This is a genomic window from Sphingobacterium sp. UBA7249 (genome assembly GCF_002472835.1).
Lineage (GTDB): Bacteria > Bacteroidota > Bacteroidia > Sphingobacteriales > Sphingobacteriaceae > Sphingobacterium > Sphingobacterium prati.
In genome coordinates this window covers 431605-449385 of the sequence record NZ_DKST01000001.1, presented here as the reverse complement: position 1 = coordinate 449385, position 17781 = coordinate 431605, and the positions used below count along the sequence as shown (strand labels likewise).

Genomic DNA, 17781 nt, shown 5'->3' with positions numbered 1-17781 from the left:
ATTTTTGCTTGTTACTTATTTTTCTGGGAGCAGCCGCTTGTTCCCAGAAAACAGATAAGACAAGAAAAGAAGCGCTGCTGAAAACATTCACTTATAAGATAACTGGCCAGACAGCTGCAGCCGAAGGAAGTCCTGTGACACTTATAGACCCTGAGAACAAAATACAGCAATTTACAAAAACAAGCGTGAAGAATGGACAATTTGTCTTGGAAGGCGAATTGGCTATGACCGGTTTTTATGCGATCCAGATTAATGGAGGAGACCCCTATACACTTTTTCTGGAAGGCGATAGTGACTATGATCTAAAGGAAAGTCAAGGACTGTGTACCTTGACGACAACATCCGATAATGCAAGAGATTTTATCCAATTTACCGAAAGATATCACAAACGTGAACAGGCAGAAAAATTGAAGGAAGAAAAACGGAAGGGGAGGATCGGTACATTAAATGGTCAGCTTCCAGACATGGCAGCACGCAATGACGGATCCTACGAGCAAGCGGTGGATGAAATACAACGCTTGTCGGCCATTAAACCTTATAACCTTCGCGAATTATATGCTGATTTTATCCTGGACAGTATACATCGGTCCTCTTTGGTGCTCCCTTACTTTTTTAAATATGTTTCCGTCGATCAGGATAACTTTAAAAAATTTGATAGCGCGCTTGAACAGTTTGATGTGACTTTACAGAAACACCCTTATTATAAATTTGCACGTGAGAAAGTAGACCGTGTGAAAGATTTTTACGAGAATATGCCAGTCTTTCCAGCCATCACGCCAATGAATATTCAGCGGGATTCGCTGGCATTGACTGAATTTTCAAAAGCAAAAATGCTGATCGTCGCATTCTGGAAAGCATCCAGTTCATACAGTCTCTCCGATGTTAGTTTATTGCATAAAAAAGAGCCACAATTAAAGACAATGGGGGTGCGAGTCATTTATTTTTCCTTAGATAGTGATCAAGACAAGTGGATTAAGGCAAGTAACTCCCTTGCTTTGGGACCGCATAACTATTATCTGAATACCAATGATCGGACTACAATGGAAAATGATTTTGGTATAGATCGTTCACCAAGCTATCTGTGGGTTGATCCACAGACATTCAAAATCTTGTCGCTCACAGGCGAAGACCCCACGTTGCCGCGGTTTATCAGTAAAGTCAAAGAGTTTTTGGATAAAAATTAACGATTATTGTCTTAAAAAATGGTATATTTGAATTAACGGTTTAATATTTGTTATTTCAATAGACGATGAAAGTTGTTCAATTTACAGTTCCGGTGGTTTATCAAGGATCTATTTGCGTACAGGAAGATATCTTGCCCTCCTTTTATAGTAATTATCATCGGCATAAAGAGATCCAATTGACCTATATCCTAAAAGGACGGGGTACCTTTATGATCGGCAACTTTACGCATAGTTTTGAAGAAGATGAAATCTATATCGTTGATGCAGATGAGCCGCATATGTTTAAAACAGCAGAGGATATCAAGGATGGCATTCACGCCATCCATATTTTCTTTGATTATGAACATTTTAAATCCTTTCTGGATTTTCCCGAATTTGACGATGTCAAATATTTTTTGGAGCATATCAATGTAAGTAAGAAACTGGATGCCGAACATGCTGTTGCGCTCAAGGATAAATTTGTCCAGATCAATACAAGTGCAGGGATAGACCGGCTGTTATCTTTTGTAAAACTGATCAATTTTTTGAGTAAAAAGGTCGATCAATGGACCTCGCTGTATACTGGCATTCCTCAGAAGAAATTTTCGGATGCCGAAGGCTTGCGCATCAATGAAATATTTCAATATACCTTTCAGCATTTTGGCGATAAGATCTCCCTTGAAGATATTGCGGCAGTTGCCCACATGACGCCACATGCATTTTGTAAGTACTTTAAAAAACATACCCGAAAGACTTATGTTACTTTCCTGAATGAAATTCGGATTGAGCGTGCCTGTAAAATGCTGATTGACGAGTCCTCTGAGAGCGTTTCCAATATTGCATTTAAGACGGGGTTCAACAACGTGGTCAATTTTAACAGGGTATTTAAGAAGATCACAAAGCATTCCCCAAGCGAATATGTGCAGGAACATCGGATGCGGGATTAAACCAAGGACTTGCTACATCGAAGACATTGCCGGAAAGACGGCCGCAGAAGGGCCCTACAAATCCGGATCAGTGGATAATATCGGAGAAGCACTCAGCAATAAAGTTTAAAAATTAAGGGTGTGAAAACCCTAATTTTGAAGTCTAACGATTGTTACTCCGATGAATAAAAGCTTAATTTTTATAGTGCTTATACTACTTGGCTGTTGGTTGCCGGTAGCAGCCCAATCGCAGCATTTTAAGATTGATACCCTGCAGTACCAAGGATCAGCTAACCATATGGTGAACTTGGTTATCTTGGGTGATGGCTATACAAAAGACCAATTGGAAGATTATGCAGCAGATTCCAAGCAGTTTACCAACTATTTTTTCGCGATAGAGCCTTTCAAACAATACAGTAATTTCTTTAATGTGTTTGCTATTCGGACCATATCCGAAGAATCCGGCGCCACCCATGACTGTAAAGCGAGTGACTGCGTACATGGAGATACCGATCTCAGCAAATATCCAAAACGCTATAATAAATTCACCAGAGATCATGCGGTACCGGTTACGCATCCCAATACAATTTTTGGTAGTAGCTTTGACAATGGCGGATTGCACCGTCTCGTGGTACCTCAAAAAAATGACCGTATTGAAGAAGTATTGAAAACACATATCCCCAATTATACACAGGTGGTCATATTGGTCAACTCGCCATTTTATGGCGGATCGGGTGGAAAGTGGGCCACCTCAACGGTCAACTTCAAAAGTAACGATATCGCTGTCCATGAGATTGGACATTCTTTTGCGCAGCTGGCTGATGAGTATTGGGCAGGCAATCAATATGCTATCGAGTCAGTCAACCGTTCCCAAACGGCAGATGTAAATACTGTTCCCTGGAAATATTGGCTTGGAAAAGATGGCGTAGGTATCTATTCTTATGGCGGGAAAGGATCTCCGTCAACTTGGTTCAGACCGCACGAATACTGCAAAATGCAATATCTTGTGGCCCCGTTTTGTCCCGTTTGTCAAGAACAGTTCGTGGCTTCAATAAAGCGAAAATCGAGTCCCTTTATTGCTGTAAAACCAATACTAAATAATGTGCTGACCTTGGACAGTGTGCAGAAATTTACTTTGCGCCTAGCAAAACCGTCCCCAAATACATTTAAGCTGGTATGGCTTCTAAATAATGAAGCGATTGCTCATGATATCGACTCAATTTATTTAGACCCGGGAATGCTGCATAACGGCGCAAATGAATTGAAAGTATGTATTCAGGATACTACGGGTCTGCTCCGCAACCCAAATTATGTGAACCATAAGGATTCTATTGTATGGAAACTTAATCAGCTTCAATCCAATGCGCTTGCCAAACCCACCAATCGCTGGGGGGATACATTGGAAACTTGTTTTGGGGGCGATCAGGTACTTACGGTCAAAAAGCCTGTCGCAGGACTTGAATATCGCTGGTATGAGACAGCAACTGGTACACATATTGGCTCAGGAGCTAATGTTTTTGTACGAAACCTCTCCGTATCAAAAAAATATCATGTTGTTGCCTATTGGAAAGATAAGTACTCCACGCAAGCTGAAATTCTGGTGAAAACACTTACGCAAGTGGAAAAACCCAAGGATATCCGCATCAAGATTGACAAAAAGAAAAATAAGGTGCAGTTGACCGTACAGGAAAAACAAAATTCACGTTATAATTATATTTGGTTGGATGAGAAAGGTAAACCAATTTACGAATGGGACGAGTTCAATGGCGAATACGTCCGTCCGTCCGGAACAAATAATATATTAGTCCTGGATCGTTCCAGTACTTCCCGAAAAGTTTATGTCCAAAAAGTAGACAGGGAAACGACCTGTAAGAGTGATTGTACGGAAGTAACTTTTTAGTGACAGTGTTGAAAGCTAATGATTTATAAGTTAATTTTAATCTGCCGGTTAGTTAACTTATAAATCATTCATCGTTATGAAAAAGAAATCCCAGTTTACGTTGGGAGTTTTTTCGTGCTTATTCATTGTGATTCTAGCCGTAGCATCATCCTGTAAGAAAAACTCGAAACTTCCTGATGAAAGCAACGAAAAAACACATGCAGTAACATTCAAAATCAAGGATTTTGAAACGATTATCACCCCCTTGCGAGCACAATCGTCTAAGACTAAAAGCGTTTCGACAAGCGAAAGCAACACAGAACAACTCCTCTACCATTGGAATTTTGACAGCGGTAATGCTGATCCTACTTCAGCACTTGACGATGCCGTTGTGATTGATTATAACAATGGTAAAACGGATTATGGTTTTATAGGTGGTTGGCCGACTACAGGGAAAGCCATTAATTTCAAAGGTGCCAAAGAGATTATGATCAAGATACCTGTTGCTGGTATTGCCTCGTTGGCTAATCTGACTTTTGACGTCAATAGCTCTGGAACTGGTCCACGTGCCTTGCTCTTGAGTTATTCGACCGATAAAGGGGCGACTTTCAAAAAACTGACCGACACCCTTCATTACCCGCCGACACTCAGTACGTCGGCCAAGTTTTCGCTGGAGCAGACGCTTACGTCGATTCAATTGACAGCAGCACAGGGATGCTGGCTAAAAATAGCACTATTTCCAGGTAATCGGGATAATGGTACGGATTATAACGAAAGCACGGGGACGTTTAAGATGGACAATATCAAAATTATGGGGACTACAGATCAATCTGTTTTACCTGATAAATTGTATTACCATATTTTTGATGCCAACTCGAAGATACTCGTGAAAGCAGGTACACTCAATGCCAAAGAGACGTTTGGTGTTGCTTTGCCCCAAGGGACGTATTATTTAAGTCTACTTTCCAAAAATTCGAGTATACCATTAATAGTTCCGGCTGCGGTGACTGATCTTAGGAGCCTCTGGGTTTCTAATGCTTTTCATGAGCAGTCTGCGGAGGTATTTGCCGTACTGGACACTTTTGATGTGAAAGAATCCATAGAGCGGGTCCTGACAATGACACGTATCTATAGCGAAGTTAGATTTGAATGTACGGATGCCGACGGACTCAACCTTGTAGACAGTATCCACATCAAGCAACAGCATCATGCTTTCCAATATTACCCGTTCGCAACAGCATCGGATGAAAAAGCTGATCACACCATTCTACGCATTATTCCCAATTTTACCAGTACGCAAACTTTTTCGTTTAATCAGTTTATGGGCGATGTTCCTGAAAATAAGCCAGTCAGCTATGAGTTACGTGTTTTCAGAAAAGGAGAAACTGTGCGCATATTTGAGTTAAGCAGCGAAATTAGAAATAATGTACAGCTGCTATTCAAAGGGAAACTGCTCGACGGTGTAAGCGGAGATCAGGGATTTCAGGTGATTAAGAATGACAAATGGCGTGATAATGTCGTGGTAGAATACTGATGTTGAGAAGCAAAAACCAACTAACCAATTGTAATAAACAAAGCAATAAAAAAGGTGTCCTTAGGGACACCTTTTCTGTCATCAGATAAATCTAATTTATAGCAATTTTTTTAGCAAGGTATTCCAGCCAGCTAAGTCATTTAAAATCCGTCCAAGGTCGGCGATAGCTACCCGTTCTTGCTCCATGGTATCACGGTGACGGATCGTTACTGTGTTATCTTCCAACGAATCGTAATCAACTGTAATACAGATTGGCGTACCAATTGCGTCTTGACGGCGATAACGTTTTCCAATTGCGTCTTTTTCATCGTATTGCACGTTGTAATCCAATTTTAACGTATTGAGGATCTCGCGCGCTTTTTCTGGTAAGCCGTCTTTTTTGGTCAATGGCAAAATTGCGGCTTTCACAGGTGCCAAAGCTGCTGGAAATTTCAATACGACGCGAGAATCTTGTTTTTCTGGCGTAGAAAGATCTTCTGTGATCAATGAATTACATAGAACTGTCAGGAATAGACGGTCCAATCCGATTGAAGTCTCGATCACATAAGGAATGTAATTTTGATTGATTTCAGGATCAAAATATTGCATTTTCTTTTTCGAATATTCTTGATGCTGTTTGAGGTCAAAATCTGTACGGGAATGGATACCTTCCACCTCTTTAAATCCGAATGGGAAGTTAAATTCAATATCAACCGCAGCATTTGCATAATGCGCCAATTTATCGTGGTCGTGGTAACGGTAGTTGGCGGGGTCAAAACCCAATGCCAGATGCCATTTCAAGCGTGTTTCTTTCCATTTATTGTACCATTCCAGCTCAGTGCCCGGACGGCAGAAGAATTGCATTTCCATTTGTTCAAATTCACGCATACGCATGATAAACTGGCGCGCAATGACTTCATTACGGAAAGCTTTTCCAATTTGAGCAATACCGAAAGGAATTTTCATACGGCCTGTTTTCTGAACATTCAGGAAATTGACAAAAATGCCCTGAGCAGTTTCTGGACGTAGGTAAACCTGATCTGCCCCATCAGCCATGGCCCCCATTTGTGTGGCAAACATCAAATTAAATTGACGTACTTCAGTCCAATTCTTGGTGCCTGAAACCGGACAAACGATATTATGTTCTTCAATGATGGATTTTAATCCCGCTAGATCGTCAGCATTCAATGCAGTATTCAATGCTTCCAAAAGTGCAGCTGCTTCCGCTGCTTTTCCATCAGCTTCATAACGTGCAATCTTATCTTCGATCAATTGGTCGGCACGGTAGCGCTTTTTTGAATCTTTGTTATCGATCATCGGGTCATTGAACCCATCCACGTGACCAGATGCTTTCCAGGTTGTTGGATGCATGAAAATCGCGGCATCGATACCAACAATATTTTCGTGCAATTGCACCATAGATTTCCACCAATAAGTCTTTAGGTTATTTTTAAGTTCAGAACCTAATTGACCGTAATCGTAGACGGCACTTAATCCGTCATATATTTCGCTCGATTGGAATACAAAACCGTATTCCTTCGCGTGTGATACTACACTTTTGAAAAAATCGTCTGTCTGTTTGCTCATAAGTGGCAAATATAGATATTAGTATTTAGATTTTAGATATAAGATTCTAGATATGAGATATTAGATCCGCACCGCCCGTCAAATCAAGTAAACATAAGAATTGATGGCGGGAATACGGTCCGGTTAAATGCTCAAATCGCGGATCTGTTGTGACGCATTTTTGTTATCCACTTTTTTGATGATATGCTGAATAATGCCCTGCTCATCGATCACGAAGGTTGTACGTGCTGTACCCATATATTTTTTTCCGTACATGTTCTTTTCTACCCATACACCGTATGCTTCGACAAGACGTTTATCTTCGTCTACAAGTAGTTGAAATGGTAATTCATGTTTGGTCATAAACTTTTGATGAGACGCCTCATTATCCACGCTGACGCCTATAATTTCATAACCATCCTTTTTTAGGGATTGATAATTGTCCCTAAAGTTGCAAGCCTCGGTTGTACATCCAGGCGTATTGTCTTTGGGGTAAAAGTAGAGAATGACTTTTTTTCCTTTGAAATCCGAAAGATGGACTGTTTCACCATGTTGATTTTTTGCACTGAAATCTGGTGCGTGTTGTCCTATTTCTAGTGTTGCCATATGTATTGCTATTTAGCTTATTAAGTTACGATATTATCCGATAATAACCCATCAGGAGTGTAAACTTGCGCACAAAAAAGAAGCAAGAATAAAACCCATGGTAGATGAACCACTCCGAGGAGCTTCATTACCTGCTGAAGGAAGCTTCGTATATTTTTAAATTTCCTTTATTGTCTTTCACTTCCAACTTGAAGCTGTGCGAGCCACTGGTTAGATTGGACTCAAACTCATGCCATAAGTGTCTGGTTTTGGGGTCATACTTCATTAAAGCCCATTTGCCATCTATATATGCATCGAAGGTATCTATACCAGAGAGATTATCGCTGATGGTAAAATCTATGGAGCGTTGATTGGATACATTCTTCCCGTCGGTCAGGTTTCGGGCCGTGACATTAGGGGCTATGGTATCCACAGCAACATAGAACCCGCCAAATTCACGCACATTGGCGACGACCCAGCCGTTTTCATATTTACCACCTTGCGCGCCACCGTCTGTAGAGACGATCAGCGCCTTACCATATAGACTTTCCGGTAAGCTGTAATCTGGCTTGATCATTAGTTTGTAATACCCGAATAGAGGTGTATAGGCATTGTGGATATAATGCGTAGCCGAATATCCCTTCGTGGACTTTGCGCCTTGGGAATAATTAAAATAAAGGTCATTGTAAAGAATATTCTTACCCATATAGACGCGTGCATTTTCTGCCTCATATTTGTTATCATCAGCGTAATGAAACATTTTGAGGCCTTCGGCAGGCTTGCGGCTGATCGCTAAAGACGGATTGTTCTGTACCTTAAAATTGAGTTCGCTTTTATTGCCTTGTACATCCTTGACGACGTATTTTACGTCATGCACCTCATTATCTTTCAATTCGATCATACCCAAATTGTCCAGGTGTTTATAGATCGTAATAGGATTATTGGGATCCTTGAAGCTTTTCTGCACCCGAACACCCGATTTCTTAAGGTAAGGATAGTCTACATACGATTGAATTGCACGAGTTTGATCAAACGGGATGGCTTCGAATAGTACGGTACTGATATTTTTGTTGTCAAGAAATAGTTCGATCGAATAAACACCGTACGTAAAAGAAATACCGCCGCGTCTGTCTACGGTGTTGATGCCTAGTCCAAAGTTGCCATTGACCGAAATAGGGGAGCCTGAAGCCAGGGTATAGCGTCCATTACCTAGCGATCTGATCGTTTGATGCCTGCGTGGCGTATTTTCGTCAAAGACTTCGCGGCCAAGATCGTAGACTGTTATACCTCTTATCAAAGGTGCTACACCATCCGGAAATAAAAGCCCAAATAGCTGCGGGTTTAAGGGCAGCTGCGCCTTGGTATCCCGAATTTCAAAATGCAGGTGCGGCCCTGCTGAACCACCTGTGTTTCCGGAATTGGCGATAAATTCACCTTTTTTGACCGGTACTTGGTTAGGTTTTAAAAATACGTCGACATCAAAGCGTTTTTGTTTGTACTGCTCATCTTTTATAATCTTGGCAAGATCTGAATTAAAGCTTTCTAGATGCATATATACCGAAGTATACCCATTTGGATGATCAATGTAAACATAGTTGCCACCACCGCCAATTTGTACCCGTACACGTGAAACAAAGCCTTCTGCCGCCGCATGTACGGGGATATTGATGCGTTGTTGCGTTCGGTAGTCATCTCCACCATGGAAATGTGTTGCCCGTAACTCGCCAAATGATCCCGATGCTTGTGGAGCAATATCCATCGGACGTACGAAATAATTTTGCGGGTAGTTGCGACTTTTGATAATATCCTGTGCCTGGACAACGCTAGCGGACAAAGTCAATACGCCTAATAAATATGCCGTTTTTTTAATCATTTCTACTTTTTCTATTTGATCTTGCAGCTAAACATTTTTTGTTCTCCAATAAACCCTTCCAATATATCTCCAATTGCAACGGAGCCAACACCGACAGGAGTGCCCGTATAGATGAGGTCTCCTTTGCGGAGCGTAATAAATTTGGAGGTGTAGACAATCAGATCTTCAAATGAAAAAATCATGTCCTTGGTATTCCCCTGTTGCACGGTTTGTCCATTTTGCTGTAGAGAGAAGTCAATCGCATAGACATCCGCTAAATCTTCCTTTGGGATCAAGTTGCTAATCACTGCGGAGTGGTCAAAGGCTTTCGCCAATTCCCAGGGAAGGCTTTTTGCTTTGAGCTCCTGCTGTACATCTCTTGCGGTGAAGTCGATTCCCAGGCCAATCGCATCGTAATACGTTGACGCAAATTTTGGCGTAACATGTTTACCTTCCTTACAGATTCGGAGGACGACTTCGGTTTCGAATTGGATGTTTTGAGAAAATTCGGGGTAATAGAAATCTTTATTGTCCTTTAAGACCGCGGTGTCGGGTTTTAAAAATATGATGGGATTTTCAGGGACGGGATTATTGAGCTCTTTCGCGTGGTCGATGTAATTTCGGCCGATGGCAATTATTTTCATTGTATAAATTTTAAGACGATGAAGCTTTCAGATTTTTTCGTACTACGATGTGATTCGACCATTGATCATTTACCCTTCAGTCTGACCCTTGAAGCCACCACAGTCGGATTAAATAAATCATGCTGGTTCCATGAATGTAAAAACAAACTTAGCAAATGTCCAATGCTTATCCAAAAATGACGGCAGTTAACTTAAATTATAATTGATATAGGCATATATATTTATATAGGTTTTAGTTAGGGTTTGTTTAGGTTTAAGTTAGGTTTTGTTTAGGTATAAGCTAATCAATAGCTAACTTAAATCTAACTTAATTCTATTTTAAATCTAACCTATTGCAAACATTGAGGGCATTCATCTGTTATAATGGCAACATGGAAATTACAATTAAACCAAAAGCTTAAGAAATGGGTATATTACAAGATGGCCCGAACGGTGGTTTTCGGGGTAAAGTGGGCTCAGTATATGGTTATAACCTTAATGGGCAGTGGATTATTCGAGGCGCGAGGAGGAAAAGTAACAAACCTCCGACTGAGGCACAGCGATTACATCGCCAAAAACTAAAATTGGTAGGTGAGTTTTGCAGGGAAAATAAGCCTGTTTTTGATTTTGGCTATCGATTAAAAAAAGACAGTGGATCTAAATATGGCGTATTTCAACTCGCTCAAAAGCATGTTTTCAACGATGTTGTGACAATTGATGCTGATAATAATCCGGTGGTGAATTTTGAAAACCTAATGGTTTTTGCGGGAGAATTAATCTCTCCTGAGCAAGCAAAGGTAAGTTTGAATGACGGTCGTATCGATTTGGAATGGATACCAAACCCAGCTTATAACGATGAAATCTATAAGTTGAATCTGGCATTCGTTAGTTTAAAAGATTTGGGCTCACTAAAGTTGGCAATTGCAAATGCAGCCGATGGGCAATGCTCGGTAGAGATACCAGCTGAATTGAATAAAAAAGCCGAATATCATGTGTACATCGGTTTTTGGAATACATTTCATAACGAAATATCTGATTCCGCTTATTGCGGGCTGCTTCGATAGGATTTTTCAACCGACTTGTGTATCTTTAACACTATGAATAAACTACAAGCCGTATTGTTTGATTTGGACGGTACTTTAATTGATTCGGAATATTTCTATTTTAAAAACTGGGCGCCGATCCTAAAACAAGAATTTGATCTAGAGATAACTTATGACGATTGGATTCGTGATTTTGCGGGACATACCTTGGCGCATAACGTAAAACGTCTGGTCGAAGACTATGGATATGATACCACAGAGGAACATATGTGGAAAAGGACGCGCGCTGCTTATGCTGATTCCAATATGAGCGATATCGAATTAATGCCTTTTGCGAAAGATATTTTAACCTACCTAAAGGCAAATAACATTCGGATCGGATTGGTGACCTCAAGCTATCGGAGTACGGTGGATACCGTTTTGGGAAAACATGAACTGTTGGATTACTTTGAGTTTTTTGTGACAAGGGAATGTGTGGAGTCTCCGAAGCCAAATCCCGAGCCTTATCGCCTGGCCTTGACAAAATTGGACTTACCGGCAGAGGTCTGTCTCGCGATCGAAGATACGATAACGGGTAGCCAGTCTGCTTTAGAAGCTAATTTGCAGCTGATTGCTGTAACAAAGCAAGAGGTGGAGCGAGCTAGACTAACAGCTGTTGATAACATTGTGGAAAACTTGCAGCAGGCAAAACAGCTATTATCCGGCTGGATTTAATGAAATACTATAATTTAAACGTTTTAGCATTTGTAATTTTAGTTGGATATACGTAATATTACCAAATTGTAAAGGGAACTCTGATTATGAACCGTAGAACCGCAATAAAGCAATTTTTCATTATCGCAGGCGGACTGACTATTATGTCATCCTGTCTGAATGATGGAGGGGCATCGATTGTATTGAATAAGCTGAAATTATCGGCGGAGGATGAGAAATTTTTGGGCGATCTTGTTGATATTCTCATTCCAAAATCGGATACACCGGGGGGAAGGGAGCTCAACCTGCACCTGTTCGTGATTAAGATGGTGGATGATTGTGAATCGCCGGAAAATCAGGAGAAATTTGTCTCCGGTTTTAATAAATTGAGAAAGCAGCTGAATCTTACCAATGGCAAGGAAACAGAAAATACTTTAGCCAATCTGAAAGATAAAACAGATGAAAAGACCTTTTTTGAGATCTTTAAATCGCGTGCGATCCAAGGTTATATGAATTCGGAATATGTGATGAAGAATAAGGTTATTTATAAGCTTATTCCTGGACCGTACAATGGTGCGGTGAAAATTAATGGATAAATCCAGCATGGCAAATCTAAATATTGACAGTGAAAAAAATAGAACCTACGACGCAATCGTGATTGGTTCGGGAATTAGTGGTGGTTGGTCCGCAAAGGAATTGTGCGAGAAGGGATTAAAAACGTTGGTTTTGGAGCGGGGACGAGATGTACAGCATATCAAGGACTATCCGACCACGAATATGATGCCGTGGGAGTTTGAGCATCGGAATGAAATGCCCTATCAAGTGAAGGCTGAAAATCCTATTGTTAGCAAATGTTATGCTTTTCATGAAGATGCGGCACATTTCTTTGTGAAAGACAAGGAACATCCCTACATCCAAGAAAAACCTTTCGACTGGATCAGAGGGTATCAGGTCGGTGGTAAATCCTTGTTGTGGGCGAGACAGACCCAACGTTGGTCAGACTTTGACTTTGAGGGGCCAGCACGTGATGGTTTTGCAGTAGATTGGCCTATTCGCTATGCGGATTTAGCGCCATGGTATGCCTATGTAGAGAAATTTGCAGGTATTGCTGGGGACCATGATGGACTGCCCGAATTGCCTGACGGTGAATTTCTGCCAGGGTATCCATTGAATATTGTCGAAAAGTATTTCAAGGAGAAGGTACAAAAGAAATTTCCGGAACGGAAGGTGATCTCTGCACGATGTGCACATCTTTCCAAACCTAACCAGATTCATATTGACCAAGGCCGTGTACAATGCCAAAATCGTGTGCTGTGCCAAAGAGGATGTCCTTTTGGAGGATATTTCAGTTCGAATGCAACGACAATTCCTTGGGCCGCTAAAACCGGAAATATGACCCTTCGTCCACATTCGGTGGTTCATTCTATCTTATATGATGAACAAAAAGGAAAAGCGGTAGGGGTACGGGTAATTGATACAAACACGAAAGAAGAAATCGACTTTTATGCAAAATTGATTTTTGTCAATGCAGCAGCGATCAATACCAATCTGATTTTATTGAATTCCAAATCAAACCGTTTTCCCAATGGTTTGGGTAATGATAGTGGTGTACTCGGAAAATATGTGGCTTTCCATAATTACAGTGCACGTGTCTACGCCGAATACGAGGGGCTATTGGATTATACCGCAGAAGGCAGAAACCCTGCCGGCGGGGGATATATCCCACGTTTTCGAAACCTGCATAAGCAGGAGACAGACTTTTTACGGGGCTATGCCGCGGGTTTCGGCGCATCTCGAAGTAAGGAGTCCGATCGCTCTGGCTTAGGATTGGGACTTAAAGATAATCTCTTAAACCCGAAACTGGGGATTTGGCAGGTAGGCTCGCACATGATGGGTGAGACCATACCAAAAGAATCGGGCATGGTTTCCCTGGATGGCCGTAAAACAGACGATTGGGGAATTCCATTGTTAAAGATTGCGGTCGATTACGATGAGAATGATGAAAAAATGAAAAAGGATTATATTGCGGTTATGACAGAGATGTTTACCGATGCCGGTTTCACGAACATTCGGCCGGATACACATTGGCAGGCTCCGGGGTTGGATATCCATGAGATGGGCGGGGTACGGATGGGACACGATCCGAAGACTTCAGTATTGAACAAGTGGAATCAGATGCATGCTGTAAAAAATGTCTTTGTTACAGATGGCGCCTGCATGACTTCGACATCGACACAAAATCCATCATTGACTTATATGGCTTTTTCAGCGCGTTCAGTTGATTATGCGATCAGCGAAATGAAAAAGGGAAATATATAGTTTTAACGGCGGAAGATTTTGAAAATAAATCTTCCGCCGTTTGAATTTAAAATACTAAATTACGAGCTAATTAAAATATTAAAACATAACCAGAATGCGATAACCAAAAGAGGAAAAGAAAGACAGAAATTAAACAGTATAAACCAAATTAACAGACCATTTTTTTTGCAAAAATAGCAAAAGCGATTTAGCATACTAACGCGTATAAAGATCGGCTGCGCTGAGATATAGCCGACGTTTTTTAGGGCAATACATGTTAAATTGAAAAATTTATAAGGAAAGGTAAATGAACTAAAACCTTTTATTATAATCGATTATAGGGAAAACTAAATTAAACTAGACGTTGTAGTATCTTTTTGCTAAAACGTTTTTATAAACCAAATCACTATTAATATGAGCAAAGTTGACGTAAAATCATTTGCGCACCTTGGGAAAAAATCAAAGCTATTTTTCTCATTGGCTGTCATTGCTGGTACATTTCCACAAGTCAATGCCGCTGTAGCAACTTCAGCAAACTATGAAGGTAAATCCTTTGTAAAAGAAGTTCGTAATCTACAGCAGCACCTGAAAGGAAAAGTGCTAGATGCTAACGGAAAACCTCTCGTGGGCGCTTCAGTAGCAGTTAAGGGAACCTCAAAAGGTGCCCAATCAGATGCACAGGGGAATTTTTCTGTGGAAGCAAAGCCTGGCGATGTGCTGGTCGTTTCCTCTGTCGGTTATAAATCGAAGGAAGTGACTGTATCAGGTACCACAGTAACCGTTCAGTTAGAGGATGATCAGAGCCAATTGGATGAGGTCGTTGTTGTCGGTTATGGTACCATGCGTAAATCGGATGTAACCGGTTCTATTGCGATGGTCAAGGGAGCAGATATGATCAAAGATCAAAGTTTCAGCGCGCTTGATGCCCTAAGAGGAAAAGCCTCAGGTGTCAATATCTTTTCTAATTCCAGTCAACCTGGCGCTAACGCGAATAGAGTCGTTATCCGTGGTGTGGCCACAATCAACTCCTCTTCGAACCCGCTTTATGTCGTGGATGGAGTCGTCATGGAAGATTTTAATTTATTAAATCCAAATGATATTGAAAACATCGAGGTTTTAAAAGACGCTTCTTCTGCAGCGATTTATGGTGCGCGGGGTGCAAATGGTGTGATTTTGGTAACCACAAAACGTGGTAACAAAGATGGGTCTAGAACAATCAGTTACCAGGGATCGGCAGGGGTAAGTTCTGCGCAACGCTATATGGATCTACTGAATGCACAGGAATGGGTAGATGCCTTTATGATTGGATTGGAAAACGAAAATAAATATCAAAGTGAAGTACTGAAAAGTAAGAATGATAAATGGACACCTTGGTCTTTAAATAAAAAAGATTGGTTCAATGATCCAGATTACTTTGACGCAAACGGCAACCCCTTATATGATACAGATTGGCAACGCGAGGCCACACGGACGGCTATTTCACATAATCATCAATTAAATGTACAACAGGGGGATGAAAAGTCATCCGTTGGCGCATTTTTGAATTATACGGATCAACAGGGAATTATGAACAATACCTGGAATAAACGGATAAATGCAAAAATGGCTTATGATGCAAAACCAACATCTTGGCTCTCTACGGCAATCAACTTGACGGTCAATCATACCTGGGGCCGTTATACTCCTGAAGATGGTGGCGGACAAGAAGCTCGCCGTACGATGATCGAGATGATTCCTTGGTATCCGGTTTATGATAAGAATGGTCTTTATACGAATTCATCTTCATCTACCGTAGCTGAACAGCTGAGTTTTGAAGGGATGGCAAATCCGGTTTCCATTCTGGATTTGCAAAAACGCTTGCGTTATAATACGCAGATTTTTGGAAATGCGGCATTGACATTTCATCTGGCCGATGGGTTGGACCTGAAAACACAATTAGGGATTGATCACCATAGGAAAGATTATAAGGGATACTCTTCAAAGCTCTTGAATAATATTTCCAGACCGAATGGATGGGCGGAACGCACGCATACAAATACCTTGTATTGGCAGGAAGAGACCTATTTAACCTATAATAAGCAATTCGATAAACACCGAATCAATGCCATGGCGGGTTTGTCTTGGCAAAAGAAGACGTATGACTTTGATAAAATGCGGACGGAAGGCCTTCCGGATGATTTCTATGAGTATAATAGAATGAATTTAGGTGTTACACCAGCTACGCCCGAATCTTTTTACAATGATTGGGCGATGAATTCGTACTTCTTGAGGGCAGCCTATTCCTATGACAATCGTTATTCTGCCACAGTAACCAGTCGTTATGATGGTTCATCCAAATTTGGTAGGAACAATAAATATGCATTTTTTCCGTCATTAGGACTCGCCTGGAATGTTTCCAATGAGGAGTTTTTAAAGGGTAATCAGACCATTAGTAACCTGAAATTACATACCAGCTATGGATTGACCGGTAACTCTGAGATTGATCCTTATAGGTCGTTGGCGATCGTTGATGCGGGAACAATCTTATTGAATAATGGACGGGCTCCCTGGTCTTATGTCAGCACGATTGAAAATGAAGATCTAAAGTGGGAAAAAACAGCACAATTTGATGTTGGGGTGGAGTTGGGCTTACTTCAAAATCGCCTAAATTTCGATGTTTCTTATTATCGTCGAAAAACAACAGACCTCCTGTTGGAGACTCCGCTACCAAGAGCGACCGGTTTTAAATCCGTCATGAAAAATATCGGTTCCGTTCAAAATCAAGGCCTGGATATGATGATTACTGGTACGATTGTGACCAATGAGAATTTTGAATGGAAAGCATCACTGAACGCCAACTATAACAAAAATAAAGTATTGACTTTAGGTGAGAACAATGCGGATATTCTAAAGAACGATTGGGTTGGTGGGGCGAATAGTGTGATCCGTGTTGGTGAAAACTTAAATAGCTTCTACGGTTATAGAAGGTTGGGTGTGTATACACAGGCAGATGTCGATGCAGGAAATGCGGAAATAAAAGACATAGGTCGTGCAAAACGTACAACCGAGAAAGAAATTATCGGAAAAGGGTTGCCAGATTGGACCGGTAGTTTTGTAAATAACTTACGTTATAAAAATTTCGACTTTACGTTGGATCTCCAATTTGTTAAGGGGGTAGATGTCATGCAACAGTTCTTCCACTCAACTTACGATCGTTTTGGCATCACCAATGGTCTGAAGGAAATTTTGACCGATGCGTATAATGGATCGAATCCGAATACGATGCAGCAAGCGATCTATTTGACCAATGGGGGGCATGCTGGCCAGGATACCAACGTGGACGATTCTTGGGTTGCGGACGGTTCTTATGTGCGCGTAAATTTGATCCAATTTGGCTATACATTTAATGCGGATGTATTAAAGCGGATGGGCTTGTCCAGACTACGGATCTATGCGAATGCGAATAATCCATTTTTATTTACGTCAAAAGATTTTAAAGGTTATGACCCCGAAAGTACTTCTCAGTATGATCCAGAAATGACTTCTCAATTTACTGCTCAAGGGAATGGAAAATTTGGACAAAACATGACCTTTTTCTCCTATCCTAGAGCGAAAACATTCTCTTTGGGTGTTAATGTTACATTTTAATGCTTAGAATTTA

At 41.0% G+C, this 17781-nt stretch carries 13 protein-coding genes; 9 read left to right on the top strand and 4 right to left on the bottom strand.

The window, feature by feature from the left end; translation table 11 throughout:
- Nucleotides 1-8 precede the first annotated feature (8 nt).
- The 4 genes from B4A24_RS01505 to B4A24_RS01490 all read left to right on the top strand — a co-directional run bounded on the left by B4A24_RS01505 (nt 9) and on the right by B4A24_RS01490 (nt 5502).
- Complete coding sequence (locus B4A24_RS01505; RefSeq protein ID WP_293941765.1) at nt 9-1184, top strand: thioredoxin-like domain-containing protein; 1176 nt, start codon at nt 9-11, stop codon at nt 1182-1184.
- Between the two features lie 65 nt (nt 1185-1249).
- Nucleotides 1250-2110: a helix-turn-helix domain-containing protein gene (locus tag B4A24_RS01500; RefSeq protein WP_172396188.1), complete on the top strand. Its 861-nt coding sequence runs from the start codon at nt 1250-1252 to the stop codon at nt 2108-2110.
- A 160-nt stretch (nt 2111-2270) separates the two neighbouring features.
- Nucleotides 2271-3989 carry a M64 family metallopeptidase gene (locus tag B4A24_RS01495; protein WP_293941761.1) on the top strand — a complete coding sequence of 573 codons (1719 nt, stop codon included), beginning with the start codon at nt 2271-2273 and terminating at the stop codon, nt 3987-3989.
- Nucleotides 3990-4065: 76 nt separating this feature from the next.
- Nucleotides 4066-5502: a hypothetical protein gene (locus tag B4A24_RS01490; RefSeq protein WP_293941759.1), complete on the top strand. Its 1437-nt coding sequence runs from the start codon at nt 4066-4068 to the stop codon at nt 5500-5502.
- 96 nt (nt 5503-5598) lie between these two features.
- Here the strand turns inward: B4A24_RS01490 and B4A24_RS01485 are convergent, their stop codons facing one another.
- From B4A24_RS01485 to B4A24_RS01470, 4 genes are all read right to left on the bottom strand, one after another.
- Complete coding sequence (locus B4A24_RS01485; protein WP_293941756.1) at nt 5599-7068, bottom strand: glycine--tRNA ligase; 1470 nt, start codon at nt 7066-7068, stop codon at nt 5599-5601.
- 123 nt (nt 7069-7191) lie between these two features.
- Nucleotides 7192-7653 (bottom strand): thioredoxin-dependent thiol peroxidase, encoded by a 462-nt coding sequence (gene bcp, locus B4A24_RS01480; RefSeq protein ID WP_293941754.1) that lies wholly within the window; start codon nt 7651-7653, stop codon nt 7192-7194.
- Between the two features lie 127 nt (nt 7654-7780).
- Nucleotides 7781-9505: a M23 family metallopeptidase gene (locus B4A24_RS01475; RefSeq protein WP_293941751.1), complete on the bottom strand. Its 1725-nt coding sequence runs from the start codon at nt 9503-9505 to the stop codon at nt 7781-7783.
- Nucleotides 9506-9516: 11 nt separating this feature from the next.
- A complete protein-coding gene (locus tag B4A24_RS01470; protein WP_293941748.1) occupies nt 9517-10128 on the bottom strand; it encodes a fumarylacetoacetate hydrolase family protein in 612 nt (203 codons plus the stop codon).
- Nucleotides 10129-10532: 404 nt separating this feature from the next.
- Between B4A24_RS01470 and B4A24_RS01465 the strand changes: the two genes are divergently transcribed.
- From B4A24_RS01465 to B4A24_RS01445, 5 genes are all read left to right on the top strand, one after another.
- Nucleotides 10533-11171, top strand: coding sequence for a DUF6266 family protein (locus B4A24_RS01465; RefSeq protein WP_293941745.1), 639 nt, complete (start codon nt 10533-10535; stop codon nt 11169-11171).
- Between the two features lie 33 nt (nt 11172-11204).
- The gene (locus B4A24_RS01460; RefSeq protein WP_293941742.1) at nt 11205-11864 is read left to right on the top strand and encodes an HAD family hydrolase; all 660 of its coding nucleotides are present in this window, start codon (nt 11205-11207) and stop codon (nt 11862-11864) included.
- A gap of 86 nt (nt 11865-11950) precedes the next feature.
- Nucleotides 11951-12439, top strand: coding sequence for a gluconate 2-dehydrogenase subunit 3 family protein (locus B4A24_RS01455; protein WP_293941739.1), 489 nt, complete (start codon nt 11951-11953; stop codon nt 12437-12439).
- 7 nt (nt 12440-12446) lie between these two features.
- Complete coding sequence (locus tag B4A24_RS01450) at nt 12447-14162, top strand: GMC oxidoreductase (protein ID WP_293941736.1); 1716 nt, start codon at nt 12447-12449, stop codon at nt 14160-14162.
- 393 nt (nt 14163-14555) lie between these two features.
- Nucleotides 14556-17768 carry a SusC/RagA family TonB-linked outer membrane protein gene (locus tag B4A24_RS01445; RefSeq protein WP_293941734.1) on the top strand — a complete coding sequence of 1071 codons (3213 nt, stop codon included), beginning with the start codon at nt 14556-14558 and terminating at the stop codon, nt 17766-17768.
- Nucleotides 17769-17781 lie beyond the last annotated feature (13 nt).

What these genes read in the sequence shown, in the direction of transcription:
- B4A24_RS01500 (WP_172396188.1), top strand. Translation starts at nt 1,250, where the DNA reads ATGAAAGTTGTTCAATTTACAGTTCCGGTGGTTTATCAAGGATCTATT.
- B4A24_RS01495 (WP_293941761.1), top strand. Translation starts at nt 2,271, where the DNA reads ATGAATAAAAGCTTAATTTTTATAGTGCTTATACTACTTGGCTGTTGG.
- B4A24_RS01490 (WP_293941759.1), top strand. Translation starts at nt 4,066, where the DNA reads ATGAAAAAGAAATCCCAGTTTACGTTGGGAGTTTTTTCGTGCTTATTC.
- B4A24_RS01485 (WP_293941756.1), bottom strand. Translation starts at nt 7,068, where the DNA reads ATGAGCAAACAGACAGACGATTTTTTCAAAAGTGTAGTATCACACGCG.
- bcp (WP_293941754.1), bottom strand. Translation starts at nt 7,653, where the DNA reads ATGGCAACACTAGAAATAGGACAACACGCACCAGATTTCAGTGCAAAA.
- B4A24_RS01475 (WP_293941751.1), bottom strand. Translation starts at nt 9,505, where the DNA reads ATGATTAAAAAAACGGCATATTTATTAGGCGTATTGACTTTGTCCGCT.
- B4A24_RS01470 (WP_293941748.1), bottom strand. Translation starts at nt 10,128, where the DNA reads ATGAAAATAATTGCCATCGGCCGAAATTACATCGACCACGCGAAAGAG.
- B4A24_RS01465 (WP_293941745.1), top strand. Translation starts at nt 10,533, where the DNA reads ATGGGTATATTACAAGATGGCCCGAACGGTGGTTTTCGGGGTAAAGTG.
- B4A24_RS01460 (WP_293941742.1), top strand. Translation starts at nt 11,205, where the DNA reads ATGAATAAACTACAAGCCGTATTGTTTGATTTGGACGGTACTTTAATT.
- B4A24_RS01455 (WP_293941739.1), top strand. Translation starts at nt 11,951, where the DNA reads ATGAACCGTAGAACCGCAATAAAGCAATTTTTCATTATCGCAGGCGGA.
- B4A24_RS01450 (WP_293941736.1), top strand. Translation starts at nt 12,447, where the DNA reads ATGGCAAATCTAAATATTGACAGTGAAAAAAATAGAACCTACGACGCA.
- B4A24_RS01445 (WP_293941734.1), top strand. Translation starts at nt 14,556, where the DNA reads ATGAGCAAAGTTGACGTAAAATCATTTGCGCACCTTGGGAAAAAATCA.